Annotated in this window: 16 protein-coding genes; 15 read left to right on the forward strand and 1 reads right to left on the reverse strand. The window is 73.5% G+C overall.

Annotated features, from left to right (window positions below):
- Nucleotides 1–11: 11 nt before the first annotated feature.
- The 3 genes from ETU37_RS07655 to ETU37_RS07665 are packed head-to-tail and all read left to right on the forward strand — an operon-like array spanning nt 12 to nt 4625.
- Nucleotides 12–2891 carry a glycosyltransferase gene (locus ETU37_RS07655; RefSeq protein WP_165372443.1) on the forward strand — a complete coding sequence of 960 codons (2880 nt, stop codon included), beginning with the start codon at nt 12–14 and terminating at the stop codon, nt 2889–2891.
- Nucleotides 2888–4360: a DUF5719 family protein gene (locus ETU37_RS07660; RefSeq protein WP_129986653.1), complete on the forward strand. Its 1473-nt coding sequence runs from the start codon at nt 2888–2890 to the stop codon at nt 4358–4360. The genes ETU37_RS07655 and ETU37_RS07660 overlap by 4 nt, the downstream gene beginning before the upstream one ends.
- A gap of 43 nt (nt 4361–4403) precedes the next feature.
- Nucleotides 4404–4625 (forward strand): hypothetical protein, encoded by a 222-nt coding sequence (locus ETU37_RS07665; RefSeq protein WP_129986654.1) that lies wholly within the window; start codon nt 4404–4406, stop codon nt 4623–4625.
- Nucleotides 4626–4656: 31 nt separating this feature from the next.
- Here the strand turns inward: ETU37_RS07665 and ETU37_RS07670 are convergent, their stop codons facing one another.
- On the reverse strand, nt 4657–5121 hold the full coding sequence (locus ETU37_RS07670; RefSeq protein WP_240755610.1) for a metallopeptidase family protein: 465 nt from the start codon (nt 5119–5121) through the stop codon (nt 4657–4659).
- 50 nt (nt 5122–5171) lie between these two features.
- Here ETU37_RS07670 and ETU37_RS07675 point away from each other — a divergent pair, with 50 nt between their 5' ends.
- From ETU37_RS07675 to ETU37_RS07730, 12 genes are all read left to right on the forward strand, one after another.
- Entirely contained in the window at nt 5172–5573 is a 402-nt protein-coding gene (locus ETU37_RS07675) for a DUF3499 domain-containing protein (protein ID WP_129986655.1), read from the forward strand.
- 30 nt (nt 5574–5603) lie between these two features.
- On the forward strand, nt 5604–6980 hold the full coding sequence (locus ETU37_RS07680; RefSeq protein WP_129986656.1) for a phosphomannomutase/phosphoglucomutase: 1377 nt from the start codon (nt 5604–5606) through the stop codon (nt 6978–6980).
- Between the two features lie 17 nt (nt 6981–6997).
- Nucleotides 6998–7186, forward strand: a complete 189-nt coding sequence (locus tag ETU37_RS07685; RefSeq protein ID WP_129986657.1) for a Trm112 family protein — start codon at nt 6998–7000, stop codon at nt 7184–7186.
- An 8-nt stretch (nt 7187–7194) separates the two neighbouring features.
- Complete coding sequence (locus tag ETU37_RS07690; protein WP_129986658.1) at nt 7195–8232, forward strand: SIS domain-containing protein; 1038 nt, start codon at nt 7195–7197, stop codon at nt 8230–8232.
- A gap of 68 nt (nt 8233–8300) precedes the next feature.
- Nucleotides 8301–9233, forward strand: a complete 933-nt coding sequence (locus tag ETU37_RS07695) for a DUF808 domain-containing protein (RefSeq protein WP_129986659.1) — start codon at nt 8301–8303, stop codon at nt 9231–9233.
- Nucleotides 9234–9367: 134 nt separating this feature from the next.
- On the forward strand, nt 9368–10807 hold the full coding sequence (gene ahcY, locus ETU37_RS07700; RefSeq protein ID WP_129986660.1) for an adenosylhomocysteinase: 1440 nt from the start codon (nt 9368–9370) through the stop codon (nt 10805–10807).
- 84 nt (nt 10808–10891) lie between these two features.
- On the forward strand, nt 10892–11602 hold the full coding sequence (gene mtrA, locus ETU37_RS07705; RefSeq protein ID WP_276319678.1) for an MtrAB system response regulator MtrA: 711 nt from the start codon (nt 10892–10894) through the stop codon (nt 11600–11602).
- A gap of 7 nt (nt 11603–11609) precedes the next feature.
- On the forward strand, nt 11610–13295 hold the full coding sequence (mtrB, locus tag ETU37_RS07710; protein ID WP_129986662.1) for an MtrAB system histidine kinase MtrB: 1686 nt from the start codon (nt 11610–11612) through the stop codon (nt 13293–13295).
- Nucleotides 13292–15064, forward strand: a complete 1773-nt coding sequence (locus ETU37_RS07715; RefSeq protein ID WP_129986663.1) for an LpqB family beta-propeller domain-containing protein — start codon at nt 13292–13294, stop codon at nt 15062–15064. Before mtrB ends, ETU37_RS07715 begins: the two co-directional genes overlap by 4 nt.
- Before the next feature lie 96 nt (nt 15065–15160).
- Nucleotides 15161–15895, forward strand: a complete 735-nt coding sequence (locus ETU37_RS07720; protein ID WP_129986664.1) for a ComF family protein — start codon at nt 15161–15163, stop codon at nt 15893–15895.
- Nucleotides 15896–16430: 535 nt separating this feature from the next.
- Nucleotides 16431–17054 carry a ribosome hibernation-promoting factor, HPF/YfiA family gene (hpf, locus tag ETU37_RS07725; RefSeq protein WP_129986665.1) on the forward strand — a complete coding sequence of 208 codons (624 nt, stop codon included), beginning with the start codon at nt 16431–16433 and terminating at the stop codon, nt 17052–17054.
- A 129-nt stretch (nt 17055–17183) separates the two neighbouring features.
- Nucleotides 17184–17873, forward strand: a complete 690-nt coding sequence (locus ETU37_RS07730) for a response regulator (RefSeq protein WP_240755611.1) — start codon at nt 17184–17186, stop codon at nt 17871–17873.
- The last annotated feature ends 41 nt before the right edge of the window (nt 17874–17914 follow it).

Raw genomic sequence — 17914 nt, forward strand, 5'->3', positions numbered from 1 at the left:
GGTTGAGCGCCGTGACGACCCCGGTTGACCCTGCAACGAGCACGTCGGTGACGGTGCTCGTGGTCAGCCACGACGGGTCGCGCTGGCTCGAGACCGTGCTCGACGCGGTCGCCGCGCAGACCCACCGCCCTGACGGCGTCCTGGCCGTCGACACCGGCAGCACCGACGGGTGCGTCGACCTCCTCCACCGCCGGCTCGGCAACGACGGCTTCGTCACCGCGCCGGCCCACGTCTCGTACGGCGCCGCCGTCGCGCGTGGTCTGGAGGCCCTCCCGCAGCCCGGGCCGGGCGAGGACGCCTGGATCTGGCTGCTGCACGACGACAGCGCCCCGGCCCCCGACGCGCTCGAGCAGCTGCTCGCGAAGGCCGCCGACCAGCCGAGCGTCGACGTGCTCGGTCCCAAGCTGCGCGAGTGGCCGTCGCTGCGCCGGCTGCTGGAGGTCGGCGTCACGATCAGTGGCACGGGACGGCGCGAGACCGGTCTCGAGCGCGGCGAGTACGACCAGGGCCAGCACGACCGCCAGCGCGACGTGCTCGCCGTCAACACCGCCGGCATGCTGGTCCGCCGCTCGGTGCTGGAGGAGCTCGGCTTCGACGAGCGGCTGCCGATGTTCGGCAACGACCTCGACTTCGGCTGGCGCGCCGCGCGGGCCGGCCACCGCACGCTCGTCGTGCCCGATGCCGTCGTCTTCCACGTCGAGGCCGCACACCGCGGCGTGCGCCGCACCGACCTGACCGGCCGGCACTTCCACCGCAACGAGCGGCAGGCCGCGCTCTACACGCTGCTCGCGAACACCTCAGGCCGCTGGCTGCCGTTCCTGTGGGTGCGGCTGCTGCTCGGGTCGCTGGTGCGCGCACTCGGCTTCCTGCTGGTCCGCTCGCCGGGGGAGGCCCGCGACGAGCTGTCCGCCCTGGTCCGCGTGTACTCGCGGCCGTTCCGGATCCTCTCCGCCCGCCGGCAGCGACGGAGGACCGCGACCGTCGGGCACGCCGACGTGAAGCACCTGCTCGCCCCGCCCTGGCTGCCCTACCGGCACGGGCTCGACTTCCTCTCCGACCTGGCCGCCGCGCTGACCAGCCAGGCCACCGACATGTCCGCGGCGCGCCGGGCCCGGGTCCGCTCGGCCGAGGCGAGCGAGACCGGGCCGGTCCCCGCCGAGGCGCAGAACCTCCCGGAGGACACCGGCTTCGTGGCCCGGCTGCTGCGCAGCCCGTTCGCCGGCGTCCTGCTGGTCACCGTCGTCCTGTCCTTCGTCGCCGGCCGCGACCTCCTCGGCGGCGGCGCCCTCGCCGGGGGCGCCCTGCTGCCCGCTCCCGACGGCGCGGGGGACTGGTGGCGGCTCTACCTCGAGTCCGGCCACGCCATCGGGACCGGTTCGGCGGCTCCCACGGCGCCGTACGTCCTGCCTCTCGCGATGCTCGGCTCCCTCTTCCTCGGCCACGCCGGCCTGGTCGTCGACCTGCTGTTCCTGCTGGCGGTGCCGCTGTCCCTCGTCGGCGCGTACCGCCTGGCGCGCCTCCTCACCGACTCGCCGGCCGCCGCGCTGTGGGCGGCGACGTCGTACGCCCTGCTTCCGGTGCTCACCGGCGCCGTGCAGGAGGGACGGCTCGGCACGGTGGTCGGCACGATCGTGCTGCCGTGGCTGGTGCACGCCGCCTCGTTCCTCGCCCCGTGGTACTCCGCCGACCGTCGGTGGCGGGCGTCCTGGCGCACCGCGCTGTGGCTGGCCGTGCTCACCGCCTTCGTCCCGCTGGCCATCGTCATCGCACTGCCGCTGGCGGTGCTGGCGTTCGCCGGGGCCCGCCGCAGCCGCCCCGAGAGCACCGGCGGCTGGCTCCCGGTGGTCGTGCCCCTGCTCGTCTCCCTCGTGCTGCTGCTGCCCTGGACCGCGCTGACGTGGGTGCACCAGGGTCCGCAGTCCTGGCTGTTCGAGGCCGGCCTGCCGTCCCCCCGGATCACCGAGCCGCTCACGCCGCTCACCGCGCTGTTCGCCCGGCCGGGCGGGTCGGCGCCCTGGTGGCTGGGCGTCGGCGTCGTGGTGGCGGCGGTGTTCTCCCTGGCCCGCCCGGACACCCGCCGCCAGGTCCTGCGGTGCTGGTGGGTCCTCGTCGTCGCCCTCCTCGTCGTGGTGCCGCTCGCCGCGGTGAGCCACCACCTCGAGCGTTCGGTGCAGCCGCAGCCGCTGTGGCTCGGGTTTCCGCTCGTCGTCGTGCAGGGTGCCGCCATCTGTGCCGCCACCCTGGCCGCCACGGGGATCACGTCGCGGCTGTCGCGGTCGTCGTTCGGCTGGCGGCAGCCGGTGGGTGCCGTGGTCGTCGTGGTCGCGCTGCTCGCGCCGGTCGCCGGCTTGGTCTGGTGGGGGATCGCCGGTACCGACGGGCCGCTCACCCGTCGCGAGGCCAACCCGGTCCCGACGTACATGACCGACACCGCCGCCACCGACCCCGCCCGCGGCGTCCTCGTCGTGCAGGGCCGACGGGGGGAGGGCTTCGCGCACCTGCTGCTGCGCGGCCCCGGCCTGCGCACCGGTGACGACACCGTGATCCCTCGTGTGGAGGAGCAGGCGGAGCTGACCGACCTCGTCGAGCGCCTCGTCTCGGCGCCCGAGCCGGAGGACGTCGACGAGCTGGGCCGGCTCGGGATCGGCTCCATCTACGCTCCCGCTCCCGCCGACATCCGGCTGGCCGGGAACCTCGACAGCCTCAGCGGCGTGACGCCCGGCAGCGCCGTACGGCCCGGCTCGCGGGCGTGGCTCGTCGACGCGGGCGACGCGGCCACCGCGCCGGCGACCCCCTCCTCGTCGTACCGGCCGTGGCTGCTCGCCGTCCAGGGTCTCGCGATCCTGGTCGTCGTCGTCCTGGCGGCCCCGAGCAGGCAGGCGAGCCGATGAGCGCCCCGAGTCCCGGCAAGCGGGCCGGCCGCAGGGTGGCCGAGCGGCCCAAGCGACCTGAGCGGACCCCACGCGACCGCGGGGCACTGGTGCCCGTGGCGCTGCTGCTCGTCGCCGCGCTGGCCCTCGCGCTCACCCGGGGGAGCGAGCCCGAGGACGTCCTCGGTGGCACCGAAGGCGCTCTCGTCGACCGCGCCCAGCTGGCCTGCCCGACCTCCGACCTGCCCGACCTCACCGGGGCCGGCGTCAAGGCGACGGCGTCCGCCGGGCTGCTCGCCACCGACGACAAGGGCACCGAGCTCGGCGACGGCGGCGAGCTCGGCACCGGGCTGCCCGGCGACGAGCCGAGCCGCCTCGACGTGGGGCGCGGCGAGCTCGTGCCGCTCGACGACGCCGCCGAGGGTCCCTACCTCGACGCCCGCGGCGAGCTCGCGGCCGGCCTGTTCGGGTTCCGCACCGACCGCCGCAGCGGCGCGAGCGCGGCGTCCGCCGTCGGCGCCTGCGTCGCACCGCGGGCCTCGTGGTGGTTCACCGGCGTCGGCGCCGACCTCGACCACACCTCCGAGCTGGTCCTGACCAACCTCGACCCGGGCCCCGCCGTCGTCGACGTCAACGTCTACGGCCCCGACGGCGAGGTCGACACGGTCGGCACCCGCGGCATCACCGTCGCGCCCGGTGAGACCACCACGGTCCCGCTGGCAGACATCGCCCCGCAGAGCCCCGAGCTGATGGTGAACGTCGAGGCCTCGCGCGGCCGGGTGGCCGTCGCCGCGTCCGACCGCTACGCCGTGGGCCCGGCGGCCCCGGTCGGCTTCGCCTGGGTCGGCGACGCGACCCGGCCCAGCCGCCGAGTGCGGCTGGCCGGCGTGCCCGCGACCGCCACGTCCTCGACCCTGGTCGTGGGCAACCCCGGCGACTCGGAGGCGCTGGTCTCCGTGGAGGTGGCCGGGAAGAACGGGTCGTTCACGCCGACCGACCTCGAGGACCTCAGCGTGGCGCCCGGGACCGTCGAGACGCTGGACCTCACCGACGTGCTGCCCGCCGAGGAGGCCGTCGCCCTGCGGGTGCACGCCCAGGTGCCGGTCCTCGCGTCGATGCGCGCCGCCACCCGCAACGACGTGACGTACGCCGACGTCGCCACGCCGCTCACCGGGTCCGCGGTCGCGCCCGTGCTGACCGGCGCCCGCACGACGATCCAGCTCACCGCCGGAGCCGAGGCCGGCGCCGTCACCGTCGAGGGTTTCGACGCGAGCGGGAGGTCGACCGGCAGCGACGACGTCTCCGTCGACGCCACGGCGACCGCGACCTGGCGGCCGGCGCGGGGGACCGCGTACGTCGTCGTCCGGCCGACCGAGGGCGCCGTCTTCGGGGCCGCGGTGTACGACGAGGGCGCCGGCCTGTCGACCAGCACGCTGGAGGCCGTCCCGGTCCGCGTGCGGCTGCCCGAGGTCGTTCCCGGCCCACGCTGACTAGGCTCCTGGTTTAAGTCGATCGAATTGCTACACTTAAGGCATGACGGCGACACCGATGGGCACGACCAGGCCCGTGCACACGACGACCGCGCGGAACGCGGACACCTCGCGACGCGACCCTGCCCGCCTCCTGCTCCTCAAGGAGCGCCGCGTCGCCGAGCGCGCCGCTGCCCTCGACGAGCTGCTGCGGCACCGGCCCGACCTCGCCGGCGTGCACGGTCCGGCCGACCTCGCCGCGGAGTCGGTGCTCTGGAACGCCTGAGCCCGGGCCGATCCTGGCTGTCGGCGGGGGCTCAGTCGTCGTGCGGCTCGTAGCGCGGGTCGATGTCCTCCGGCGGCCGGCCGAGCAGCTCGGAGACCTGCTCGACCAGCACGGTCAGCACCATCGCGGACAGGTCGTCGCGCGTCTCCGACCGCAGCTCGATCGGCCGGCGGAACAACACCAGTCGGGTCGGCGTCGTACCGGCGCCGCGCACCAGCGATGCCAGCGGCACGGTGCCGGACGACCAGTCGTCGGGCATCCACGGCGTCTCCTCGACGGCGAACTCCACCAGGCCGAGCTCGTCGTGCCAGCGGTCCTCGAGGTCCTGCACGACGCCGAGCACCAGCTCGTCGAACTGCGCGCGCCGGCTCAGCTGCGCGGGGACGCCGTGCGGGGAGAGCGGGCCCGGGAGCACCTGCGGACCACGGCTGCCACGACCCCTCAGGTCACGGCGGCGGCCGCGGCGCGGGCCGACGGGAGACAGCGGGGACGACACCTGAGCGAGCCTAGTCGTGACCGGGTCGGGCAGCGGGTACCGTCTGCCCCGTGAGTCCCTCCCGCCGATGCTCCAAGACGGCGTGCGGGCGCCCGGCGACGGCCACGTTGACCTACGTCTACTCCGACCAGACAGCGGTCCTCGGACCCCTGGCGACGTACGCGGAGCCGCACGCCTACGACCTGTGCGAGACGCACAGCGAGCGGCTGAGCGCGCCCCGCGGCTGGGAGGTCCTGCGGCTCGCACCCGACCCGAACGCCGGCGGTCCGAGCACCGACGACCTGCTCGCGCTGGCCGACGCGGTCCGGGAGGCGGCGCGGCCGCTGCCCCCGATGGAGCCGGCCCGCCCGACCGGCCTGCCGGCCTCCCGTGGTGGCGGGACGCTCACCGCGCCCGAGCGCGAGACGGTGCGCCGCGGCCACCTGCGCTCGGTCCCGACCTACGACGACTGACGTCCCGACCCGCTCGCTAGGGTCTGCCGCATGAGCGGCACCACCAGCCCCGACAACGTCCACCGCGTCTTCAAGGCCTACGACGTCCGCGGGCTCGTCGGCTCCGAGATCGACGAGGACCTCGCCCGCGCCGTCGGCGCCGCGTTCGTGGAGGTCGTCGGCCGCGAGGAAGGGATCGTCGTCGGGTACGACATGCGGCCCTCGTCGCCGGGCATGGCCCAGGCGTTCGCCGAGGGCGCCGCGTCCGCCGGGGCCGACGTCACGCTCATCGGGCTCGCGTCGACCGACCAGCTCTACTTCGCCTCCGGCCACCTCGGCCGGCCCGGTGCGATGTTCACCGCCAGCCACAACCCGGCGGCCTACAACGGCATCAAGATGTGCCGCGCGCACGCCGTCCCGGTCGGCCTCGACACCGGCCTCGCCACGATCCGCGACCTCGTGGCCGATGGCGCCGGCGGCGCCGTCCCGTCGTACGACGGAGCGCCCGGCAGCATCGGCAGCACCGACCTCCTCGACGCGTACGCCGCCCACCTCGTCGCGCTCGCGCCGGTCTCCGGCCGACGCCTCAAGGTCGCGGTCGACGCGGGCAACGGCATGGCCGGCCACACGGCACCGGCCGTGCTGGGCCGCCTCGACGTCGAGGTGGTGCCGATGTACTTCGAGCTCGACGGCACGTTCCCCCACCACGAGGCCAACCCGATCGAGCCGGCCAACCTCGCCGACCTCCAGGCCAAGGTGCGCGAGACCGGCGCCGACATCGGCCTCGCCTTCGACGGCGACGCCGACCGCTGCTTCCTCGTCGACGAGCGGGGCGAGCTGGTCAGCCCGTCGGTGCTGACCGCGCTGATCGCGGCACGCGAGCTGGCGAAGGAGCCCGGCGCCACCGTGATCCACAACCTGATCACCTCGCGCGCCGTGCCGCAGATCGTCACCGAGCGCGGCGGCAGCCCGGTGCGCACCCGGGTCGGCCACTCGTTCATCAAGGCGACGATGGCCGAGACCGACGCCGTCTTCGGCGGCGAGCACTCCGGCCACTTCTACTTCCGCGACTTCTGGCGCGCCGACTCCGGCATGCTCGCGGCGCTGCACGCGCTCGCCGCCCTGGCCGAGACCGACCGTCCGCTGTCGGAGCTGCTCGCGGAGTACACCCGCTTCCACGCCACCGGCGAGATCAACTCGACCGTCGACGACGCGAGCGCGGTGATGGCCGCGATCGAGCAGGAGTACTCCTCCCGCGACGGTGTGACCGTCGACCACCTCGACGGCCTGACCGTCACCCACGACGACTGGTGGTTCAACGTGCGGCCGTCGAACACCGAGCCGCTGCTCCGGCTCAACGCCGAGGCGGCCGACGCGGACGGGATGGCGCGCCTGCGCGACGAGGTGCTGGAGCGCATCCGGGCCTGATGCACCAGAATGCAGCCATGAACCTCGACCCCGCCCTCCTGGACATCGTGGTCTGCCCCGACTGCCACGGGACGCTCGCCGCCGACGAGGCGGCGTCGGAGCTGGTCTGCACCAAGTGCGGCCTGGCCTACCCGGTCCGCGACGACATCCCCGTGCTCCTCGTCGACGAGGCCCGCCGCCCCGGCGACCGGGCGACCCAGGCCTAGGGGAACCGGTGGCCGAGGTCTTCGACGACACACGCCTCGACGACGAGGCCGCGCTCGCGTCGGCCGACCCCCACCTGCGTCCCCTCGCCGAGGCCGGCTCGCGCGTGCGGCGGGAGGCGGAGGCCGCCGCCGACGCACTCGAGGCCGCCGTCGTGGAGGCCGACGGCGAGGCGCGACCGCGCGCCGTCGTCGCGGCCGGACCCGACTCCCGCCTGCTCCGGGCGGTGCTCGAGCCGTGGTGCCCGGTGCCGTTCGTCGCGTGGCCCGGTCCCGGGCTGCCCGGCTGGGCCGGCGCACTCGACCTCGTCGTCGTGCTCGCCCCCGACGGCTCCGACACGGGGGCCGCGTCGGCGGTGGCCGAGGCGGTCCGGCGCGGCTGCCGCCTCGTCGTCGCCTGCGACCCGGCCTCGCTCGTCGGCCAGCACGCCGTCGGCCGCGACACGACCGTGCTGCCCACCTCGGCCGGCGACCAGCTCGCGAGCGCCGTCGTCGTGCTCGACCTGCTCGCCCAGCTCGACCTCGGCCCGCACGCCAGCGCCGAGGGCGTCGCGAGCGCCCTCGACGACGTCGCGGTCGCCTGCTCCCCTTACCGCGACCTGTCGGTCAACCCGGCCAAGATGCTCGCGATCGCCCTCGCCGACGGATCGCCCGTGGTCTGGGGCGGGTCGGTGCTCGCCGCCCGTGCCGCCCGGCGGATCGCCGAGTCGCTGCGCCGCGCCAGCGGCCGCGCGGCCCTCGCCGGCGACGCCGAGCACCTCCTGCCGGTGCTCCGGGCATCCCGGCCGAGGGACCTGTTCGCGGACCCCTTCGCCGACGACGAGGACAGCGCCGAGGCGCGGCCCGTGCTGCTCCTCCTCGACGACGGCTCCGACGAGCTGCCCGTGCGCGAGCAGCGCGCCCGCCTGGTCACCACCGCCCAGGAGCAGGACGTGCGGGTCGAGACGATCGACGCCCACGAGGGCGACGACGTGGCCCGCTACGCGACCCTGCTGTCCACCGGCACCTGGGCCGCGACGTACGTCAAGATCGGGCTGGGTCGGGCCTGACCTCGCGGGGCGGGCCGGCCCCGAGCCGCCGATAGGCTGGGCCGCATGTCCCCCGTGAGGTCAGCCCGGTGAGCGGCGGTCTGTTCGCGCTGCTCGACGACGTCGCCGCCCTGGCCAGGATGGCGGCGGCCTCGGTCGACGACATCGGCGCCGCCGCGGGACGTGCCAGCGTCAAGGCCGCCGGCGTGGTCGTGGACGACACGGCCGTCACCCCGCAGTACGTCCGCGGGGTCACCGCCGACCGGGAGTTCCCGATCGTCAAGCGCATCGCGATCGGGTCGCTGCGCAACAAGCTGCTGTTCATCCTCCCGGCGGCGCTGCTGCTCAGCCAGTTCCTGCCGTGGGCGCTGACACCGCTGCTGATGCTCGGCGGCACCTACCTCTGCTACGAGGGCGCCGAGAAGGTCTGGGGCACCCTCCGGGGCCACCACGACCACGACGAACCCGCGGCCCTCGAGGGTCCCGACGCCGAGAAGACCGTGGTCTCCGGCGCGATCCGCACCGACTTCATCCTGAGCGCGGAGATCATGGTGATCGCGCTCAACGAGGTCGCCGAGGAGCCGTTCGTGTCCCGCGCGCTGATCCTGGTCGTCGTGGCCATCGCGATCACGCTCCTCGTGTACGGCGTGGTGGCCGCCATCGTGAAGATGGACGACGCCGGCCTCGCCCTCGCGCAGCGGCCGTCGGCCGGCGCGCAGAAGGTCGGCCGCGGTCTCGTCCACGCGATGCCCCGGCTGCTCGCCGTGATCTCGGTCGTCGGCACCGCCGCGATGCTCTGGGTGGGCGGCCACATCCTGCTCGTCGGCGTCGACGACCTCGGCTGGCACGCGCCGTACGACCTCGTCCACCACGCCGAGGAGGCCGTGCACCACGCCGTCGAGGGCGTGGGCGCCGTTCTGGCGTGGCTGGTCAACACCGGCGCCTCGGCGGTCGTCGGCCTCGCGGTCGGCGCCGTCGTCGTCGCGGTGATGCACGTCCTGCCCTTCGGCAAGAAGCACTAGCGCCGGGCGCCTCCCCGTCGTTTCGGGGTCCGGGGCCTCCCGCGGGTACGCTGGCGGTGCTGTCCGCGGGAGATCCCGACGGAGCGCAGACGCGCTGCGGACGCAGTTCCCGACGTTTTTCGAGGACCCAACACATGGACTTCAAGGTTGCCGACCTGAGCCTGGCCGACTTCGGCCGCGCCGAGATCGAGCTCGCCGAGCACGAGATGCCCGGCCTGATGGCGATGCGCGAGCGCTACGGCGACAGCAAGCCGCTGGCCGGCGCGCGGATCGCGGGCTCGCTGCACATGACCATCCAGACCGCCGTGCTGATCGAGACGCTGACCGCGCTCGGCGCCGAGGTGCGCTGGGCGTCCTGCAACATCTTCTCCACCCAGGACCACGCCGCCGCGGCGGTCGTCGTCGGGCGCCCCGAGACCGGCGGCACCGCCGAGGACCCCCAGGGTGTCCCGGTCTTCGCCTGGAAGGGCGAGACGCTGGAGGAGTACTGGTGGTGCACCCAGCAGATCCTGCTCTGGCCGGGCGAGGAGCACCCCAACATGATCCTCGACGACGGCGGTGACGCGACCCTGCTCGTGCACCTCGGTGTCGAGGCCGAGAAGAAGGGCCAGGCGCCCGACGTCGCGTCGGCGACCAGCACCGAGCAGCGCGTGATCTTCGAGGTGCTCAACGCCTCGCTCGCCGAGGACGGCAACCGCTGGACCGCGGTCGCCAACGAGATCAAGGGTGTCACCGAGGAGACCACGACCGGCGTCCACCGTCTCTACGAGATGATGCGCGAGGGCTCGCTGCTCTTCCCGGGCATCAACGTCAACGACTCGGTCACCAAGTCGAAGTTCGACAACAAGTACGGCTGCCGCCACTCCCTGATCGACGGCATCAACCGCGCCACCGACGTCCTGATCGGCGGCAAGGTCGCGGTCGTCTGCGGGTACGGCGACGTCGGCAAGGGCTGCGCCGAGTCCCTGCGCGGCCAGGGCGCCCGCGTCATCGTCACCGAGATCGACCCGATCTGCGCGCTGCAGGCGGCGATGGACGGCTACCAGGTCTCCACGCTCGAGGAGTCGCTGCCGGTCGCCGACATCATCATCACGGCCACCGGCAACAAGGACGTCGTCACGGTCGACCAGATGAAGCGGATGAAGCACAACGCGATCGTCGGCAACATCGGTCACTTCGACAACGAGATCGACATGGCCGGCCTCGAGGCCCCGGGCGTCGCCGAGCGGAAGAACGTCAAGCCGCAGGTCGACGTCTGGACCTTCCCCGGCGGCAACAGCATCATCGTGCTCTCCGAGGGCCGGCTGATGAACCTCGGCAACGCGACCGGCCACCCGTCGTTCGTCATGTCGAACTCCTTCACCAACCAGGTTCTCGCGCAGATCGAGCTGTTCACCAAGACGGGTGAGTACCCCACCGGCGTCTACGTCCTGCCGAAGCACCTCGACGAGGAGGTCGCCCGCCTGCACCTGGCGTCGCTGGGCGTCAGCCTCACGCAGCTGACCGACGACCAGGCGTCGTACCTCGGCGTGCAGGTCGAGGGCCCCTACAAGTCGGAGCACTACCGCTACTGAGGCGCTACCTGGCGATTCCGGCGCGGGGGGCGCCGGCACGCCGGTACGGTTCAGCGGCACACGAGCCGGGGGAGGAGCGAGATGGTGAACAGCGAATCAGCAGGGCGCGGCAGGATCCTCGTCGTCGACGACGACGCGGCGCTCGCCGAGATGCTCACCATCGTGCTGCGCAACGAGGGCTTCGACTCGCGGGTCAGCGCGTCGGGTGAGCGTGCGCTCGCCGACTTCCGCGACTACAAGCCCGACGTGGTGCTCCTCGACCTGATGCTGCCCGGCAAGGACGGCATCGACGTGTGCAAGGAGATCCGCGCCGAGTCCGGCGTGCCGATCGTCATGCTCACCGCCAAGAGCGACACCGTCGACGTGGTCGTCGGCCTCGAGTCCGGGGCCGACGACTACGTCGTCAAGCCGTTCAAGCCCAAGGAGCTCGTCGCGCGGATCCGCGCCCGGGTCCGTCGGTACGACGACCCGAGCCCGGAGGCGCTGACGATCGGCGACCTCGCCATCGACGTCGCCGGGCACAACGTCACCCGCGACGGGCAGGCCATCGGACTCACGCCGCTGGAGTTCGACCTGCTCGTCTGCCTCGCGCGCAAGCCGTGGCAGGTGTTCACCCGCGAGGTGCTGCTCGAGCAGGTGTGGGGCTACCGGCACGCCGCCGACACCCGCCTGGTGAACGTCCACGTACAGCGTCTGCGCTCCAAGGTGGAGCACGACCCGGAGAACCCCGAGATCGTCGTGACCGTCCGCGGCGTCGGCTACAAGGCCGGGACTCCCGCCACCGAACGCGCGTAGCCCACCCATGTTCGACAGGACCACCGGGGACGCCGCCGACCGCTCCGGTCGGCGCTTCTCCCCGCGCGACGCCCTGACGTTCTGGCGACGCTCCATCCAGGCCCGCGTCGTGGTCAGCACGCTGCTGCTGTCCGCCGTCGTCGTCGCAATCGTCGGCATGGTGCTGCTGCGCCAGGTGGCCGACGGCCTGGTCGACACCAAGACCACCTCGTCGGTCGCGGAGGCCACCCGCAGCGCGATCGACGCTCAGCGGCGGCTCTCCGGCGCGAGCGGCACCGACTTCGACGCCACCACCCAGCTCGACCAGCTCGCGCGCAGCATCGTCCAGCGCGGCATCGTCCAGGGGTACGACGTCGTCCTCACCGGCCCGATCGCCACCACCGAGGTGTCGGCCGGCCAGAGCATCCGCAACACGACCGGCGTGCAGCTCGACAGCATCCCCGACGGGCTGCGCCGCGAGGTCGAGTCGCCGGACGCCGACGGTGTCTCCTGGACCTACACCGAGATCCAGTACGACCCGCTCGCCGACCGGCCCGACGTCGAAGGCGTCGTCACCGGGTCGCAGCTCGTGCTGCCCGCCGACGGCGGCACCTACACGCTGTACTGCCTCTTCCCGATGACCGAGCAGGCCGGCACGCTCTCGCTCGTCCGCCGCGCGCTCTTCACCGGCGGCTCGCTGCTGCTCGTCCTGGTCGCCGGCCTGACCTGGCTGGTGACGCGCCAGGTCGTCACGCCGGTGCGGCTCGCGCGCCGCGTCGCCGAGCGGCTCGCCTCGGGACGACTCGAGGAGCGCATGCACGTCCGCGGGCAGGACGACATCGCCCGCCTGGGCACGTCGTTCAACCAGATGGCCGCGAGCCTGCAGAAGCAGATCCGCCAGCTCGAGGAGCTCTCGCGCGTCCAGCGCCGGTTCGTCTCCGACGTCTCCCACGAGCTGCGCACCCCGCTGACCACGGTGCGGATGGCCGGTGACGTGCTGCACGACGCGCGGGACCGGTTCGACCCCGTGACCGCGCGGTCGGCCGAGCTGCTGCAGAAGGAGCTCGACCGGTTCGAGCTGCTGCTCAGCGACCTGCTGGAGATCAGTCGCTTCGACGCCGGCGCCGCCGTCCTCGAGCTCGAGGACGTGAACCTCCTCGACGTCGCCCACCGCGTCGTGGACGCGACCCGTCCGCTCGCCGAGGCGCGTGACACCACGGTCGTCGTACGCGCGCCGGAGCGGCCGTGCATCGCCGAGGTCGACCCACGCCGGGTCGAGCGGATCGTCCGCAACCTCGTCACCAACGCCATCGACTACGCCGACAGCCGCGACGTCGTCGTCCTCCTCGACAGCGACGACGAGTCGTCCGCGCTGGCCGTCCGCGACTACGGCATCGGGCTGAAGCCGGGCGAGTCCGCGATGGTGTTCAACCGCTTCTGGCGGGCCGACCCGTCCCGTGCGCGGACGAGCGGCGGCACGGGGCTCGGTCTCTCGATCTCGCTCGAGGACGCCCACCTGCACGGCGGCTGGCTGCAGGCCTGGGGCGAGCCCGGCCGAGGCTCGCAGTTCCGGCTCACGCTTCCGCGGCGCGCCGGCGACCCGTTGCGCCACAGCCCGCTGCCGCTCGTGCCCGCCGACGCGGCGTCCCGGACGGTCGAGCGGGTCGGCCGCGACTACGCCCGGGTGGACCGACGACGGGCGAGGCAGCCATGAGCACCGCCGTCCGGCGGCTCCGCCCGCTCCTCGCCGCGCTCGCCCTGCTGCTGCTCGCCAGCGGCTGCGTCGGGCTGCCCTCGACCGGGGCGGTGCGCACCGAGCCGTTGCGCGAGCAGCTCTCCGACGACACGCCCGTCGACTTCACACCCGGTGGGCCCAAGCCGGGTGCGGAACCCGTCGAGATCGTGCGCGGCTTCCTCGACGCCATGCGCGCGACACCGCTCAACACCTCCGTCGCCCGCCAGTACCTCACCTCCGAGAGCAGCGCCTCGTGGCTGCCCGAGGAGGGAACGGTCGTCTACGACGCGCAGGCGATGATCCTGCGCTCGGGCAACGACGTGCGGCTCTCCCTGACCGACACCGTCCGCCTGGACGGCCGGGGAGCGTGGCTCGGTCAGTCCGGCGACAAGACCTACGACTTCGACCTCGAGCGCGAGGGCGGCCAGTGGCGGATCGACGCGCCGCCCGACCGGCTCGTCATCCCGACCGCGCACTTCGAGACCCGCTTCCAGCAGTACTTCCTGTACTTCTTCGACAAGACCTCCGAGGTGCTGATCCCCGAACCGGTCTACGTGCCGACCGGGGCGCAGGCCACGACGTTCCTCGCGAACGGTCTGCTCGCAGGCCCCGGCCAGGACATGCTGGGCGTCGAGCGCACCTACCTCCCGGCTCGCACCCGCCTCGACGACATCGCCGTCGTGGTCAACGACGGTGTCGCCGACGTCCCCCTCACCGACGACGTCCTCGACCTCGAGCCAGAGGAGCTCGCCAAGGCGTTCGCCCAGCTGTCGTGGACCCTGCGGCAGGTCACCGGCGTGCAGCGGATGCGGGTCAGCGTCGACGGCAGCCCGCTGGACCTGCCCGGCCACGGCACCGAGGTCCAGGTGAACGCGTGGAGCGAGTACGACCCCGCCGTGTCCTGGGCCTCCTCCTCCCTGTTCGGGCTGCGCGACGGCCGCGTGGTGACGCTGATCGGGGGCCAGGAGCGCCGCGTCTCCGGCGTCTTCGGCTCCGTCGACCTCGGGCTGCAACGGATCGGCGTCGACCTCGCGGGCGAGGAGATCGCGGGGACGACGAACGACGGCCGGGTGCTGGTGGCGCCGCGGTCCCGGCTGCCCGGCACCTCGCCCGACACCGAGGACGCCACGACCGTGCTCGAGGGCGGCACCGACCTCCTGGCACCCGCCTGGGACCTGCACGGCATCCTCTGGCTCGTCGACCGCACCCGGTCCGGCGCCCGGGTGCTGCTCGTGCGGGACGGCGAAACCCGGACGCTCGACGTGCCCGGACTGTCGGGGGAGCGGGTCCGCTCGTTCATCCTGTCCCGCGACGGCAGCCGGCTCGTCGCCGTCGTGTCGCGCGACGGCACGCAGGAGCTGGTCGTGACCCGCATCGAGCGCGACGACGTGGGCCGCGTCCGCGGCACCACGCCCGTCGTACCGCTGCGCGTGCCCGAGGTCGACGGGGCTCGCATCCGTGACGTCGCCTGGCGCACGCCCGGCACCGTCGCCGTGCTGACCACGCCGAGCCGGGGTACCTCGCAGGTCCTGCTGGCGAAGGTCGACGGCTCCTCGACGGCGAGCGAGGCCACCAGCGACGCCGAGGTGTTCCACGACCGGACCTCCGAGCTCGTGACGTCCCTGGTCAGCGGAGCGCCGTTCCTGCTGGGCACACCCGCGGGTGATCTGTTCGCGCTCGCCTCCAACGGTCGCTGGACCAGCTCCGGCATCCGGGCGGGCTTGCAGTCGCCGACGTTCGTCGGCTGACCCGCTGCCGTCCACAGCCTCCGGGCACGACCGGTCGTCCACAGAGCCTCCTCCTCCGGCCGGCACCTGTCGACCCGGCGCGGGAGCCTCGGACGCATGTACGACGCCCTGGTCGACCTGCTGCTCGGCAGCCGCTGCGCCGTCTGCGGGCGCGGCGGGCGGCCGCTGTGCCGGGCCTGCCGCGACGACCTGCCCCGCGAGCCGCACGTCGCCTGGCCCGACCCGACGCCGCACGGGCTGGTGCTGCCCGTCGCCGCCGCCCGCTACGAGGCAGCGGTCACGGCGCTCGTGCTCGCTCACAAGGAGCAGCAGGTGCTCGCCCTCGCGACGCCGCTCGCCGGGCTGCTGGCCGACGCGGTCCGGGAGCTGCTGGTCCTGGCCGACCCGGCCCGCGACCCGCCGTCACCGCCGCACTCGCTCGTCGCCCTCGTCCCCGTGCCCTCGCGTCCGTCGGTGGTCCGCGCCCGCGGCCACGACCCGCTGCTGCGGGTGAGCCGGCGCGCCGCCGTGGTGCTGCGCCGCGGCGGTCGGCCGGTCGTCGTGCGCCGGCTGCTGCGCCCCCGGGGCCGGGTGCGCGACCAGGCGGGGCTCAGCGCCGGCGAGCGGGCCGCCAACCTCCGTGGCGCGTTCGCGTGCCCGCGTCGGGCACGCCCGGGCGACCCGTCGCTCGTCGTCGTCGACGACGTGCTGACCACCGGGGCCACCGCCCGGGAGGCGCAGCGCGCCCTCGAGGAGGCCGGTCACGACGTGCTCGGGATCGCCACCGTCGCAGCCACCCGCCGACGGCACCCGTCCCGGTCCACGGGGTCCGGTCCGGACCAGGTTCCTTGACCGCCCCCGACCTACCGCTTTCACCGGACGGTCGGTAGCGTCTGTGCATGGAGTCCGTCCGGGTCCGTGGTTGCGCCGGCGGACCGGTGAGCACTCGCCCACCGGAGAGCCACCGGCTAGCCGATGCCAGTCGCAGGCGAAACGGTCCACGTAAGGCGCGTCCGGACGTTCTCGGCAGCCGGTCGTCATCGACCGGTCGCCGCGAGTCCTCCGGCCGTCGATCACGGTGCGGCTTAGAGGTAAGTCCTGCCCTCCTCCTGACGTCAGACACGTCGGGGTCGGAGGAGAAGGCCAGTAGTGGCAGCGAGCTGCGAGAGCCTCAGCAGGCGGTTGTGGGGTCGAAGACCAGGTCGGCCGGACGGACTCCTCCTGTCCTCCTCGTCGTTCCCGTGGCGCAGACGCGTCCCGGGCGCGTTCGCGTACCCGCCTCGGGCACCGGGGCGGCGCGACCGGGGCATCGCGAGCGCGGTGCGGTGACCGGCCGGGGCCGGGGAGGACCCACCACGACCATGTCGTCTAGCACCGGAGGTATGAAGTGGACATCGTGCTCAAGAGCCGCCACCTGGAGCTCACCGATCGTTTCCGCGATCTGGTGGAGGAGAAGCTGGCCAGGCTGGAGAAGCACGACCATCGCGTGATCCGCGTCGAGGTCGAGGTCGACAAGGAGCGCAACCCGCGCCAGCAGGACCGGGCGATCCGGCTCCAGCTGACGGCGTTCTCCAAGGGCCCGGTCGTCCGGGCGGAGGCCTCCGCCGAGGACAAGGTCGCGGCGCTCGACCAGGCCGTGGACAAGATGGCGAGCCAGATGCGCCGTGCGGCCGACCGCCGCCGCGTGCACCGCGGCCGGCACACCCCCACGTCCGTCGCGCAGGCGCTCAAGGGGATCGAGCCGGAGCCCAACGGCAGCGTGACCACGTCCACGGGCGAGGAGGAGCGCGAGCGCCACGTCGGGCCGATCACCGTGCTCGGCGACGGGCCGCTCGTGGTCCGCGAGAAGACCCATGCGGCCGAGCCGATGACTCTCGACCAGGCCCTCTACGAGATGGAGCTGGTGGGTCACGACTTCTTCCTGTTCGTCGACAAGGAGACCGACCGGCCGTCCGTCGTGTACCGCCGCCGGGGCTACGACTACGGCGTGATCTGCCTCGACGTCCGCTGAGCGGGACAGCCGACGCCTGGGCGGGTCACCGTCCCTGGCTCGGTCGGGGAGCCCCGCCGACCGAAGGGTCGAGAGGCGTCCTACGCAATAACCACCCACCGGATGGGTCGTGCGTGCCATGATGCTCGCGTGGCTGGACCAGAAGTGCGGGCGAAGCAGGGCGGAGAGCCGATCCGCGTGGCCGTCGTCGACGACCAGGAGCTCTTCCGTCGCGGCTTGACCATGCTTCTCGGGGTCGAGGACGACATCGAGGTGGTCGGGGAGGCCGGTGACGGTGTCGCCGCCACCGAGCTCGCCGCCTCCGCCGTTCCCGACGTGATCCTGATGGACGTGCGGATGCCCAAGCGCTCGGGTATCGAGGCGTGCGTCGCGATCAAGGACGTCGCGCCGACTGCGCGCATCATCATGCTCACGGTCTCCGACGAGGAGGCCGACCTGTACGACGCCGTCAAGAACGGCGCCTCGGGCTACCTGCTCAAGGACTCCTCGATCGACGAGGTCGCGCAGGCGATCCGCGTGGTGGCCGACGGCCAGTCGTTGATCAGCCCGTCGATGGCGATCAAGCTGCTCGACGAGTTCAAGCAGATGTCGCGCACCGACCGGCAGCAGGTGCCGAGCCCGCGCCTGACCGACCGTGAGCTCGAGGTGCTCAAGCTCGTCGCGCAGGGGCTGAACAACCGCGAGATCGCCAAGAGGCTGTTCATCAGCGAGAACACCGTCAAGAACCACGTCCGCAACATCCTCGAGAAGCTCCAGCTGCACTCGCGCATGGAGGCCGTGATGTACGCGGTCCGCGAGAAGCTCCTGGACATCCCGTAGGACGCGCGCACCGGACTGTCGGTGCTGCCGGACATGATGAC

Origin of the sequence: Nocardioides iriomotensis (assembly GCF_004168035.1) — a bacterium.
GTDB classification, from domain to species: Bacteria; Actinomycetota; Actinomycetes; order Propionibacteriales; family Nocardioidaceae; genus Nocardioides_B; species Nocardioides_B iriomotensis.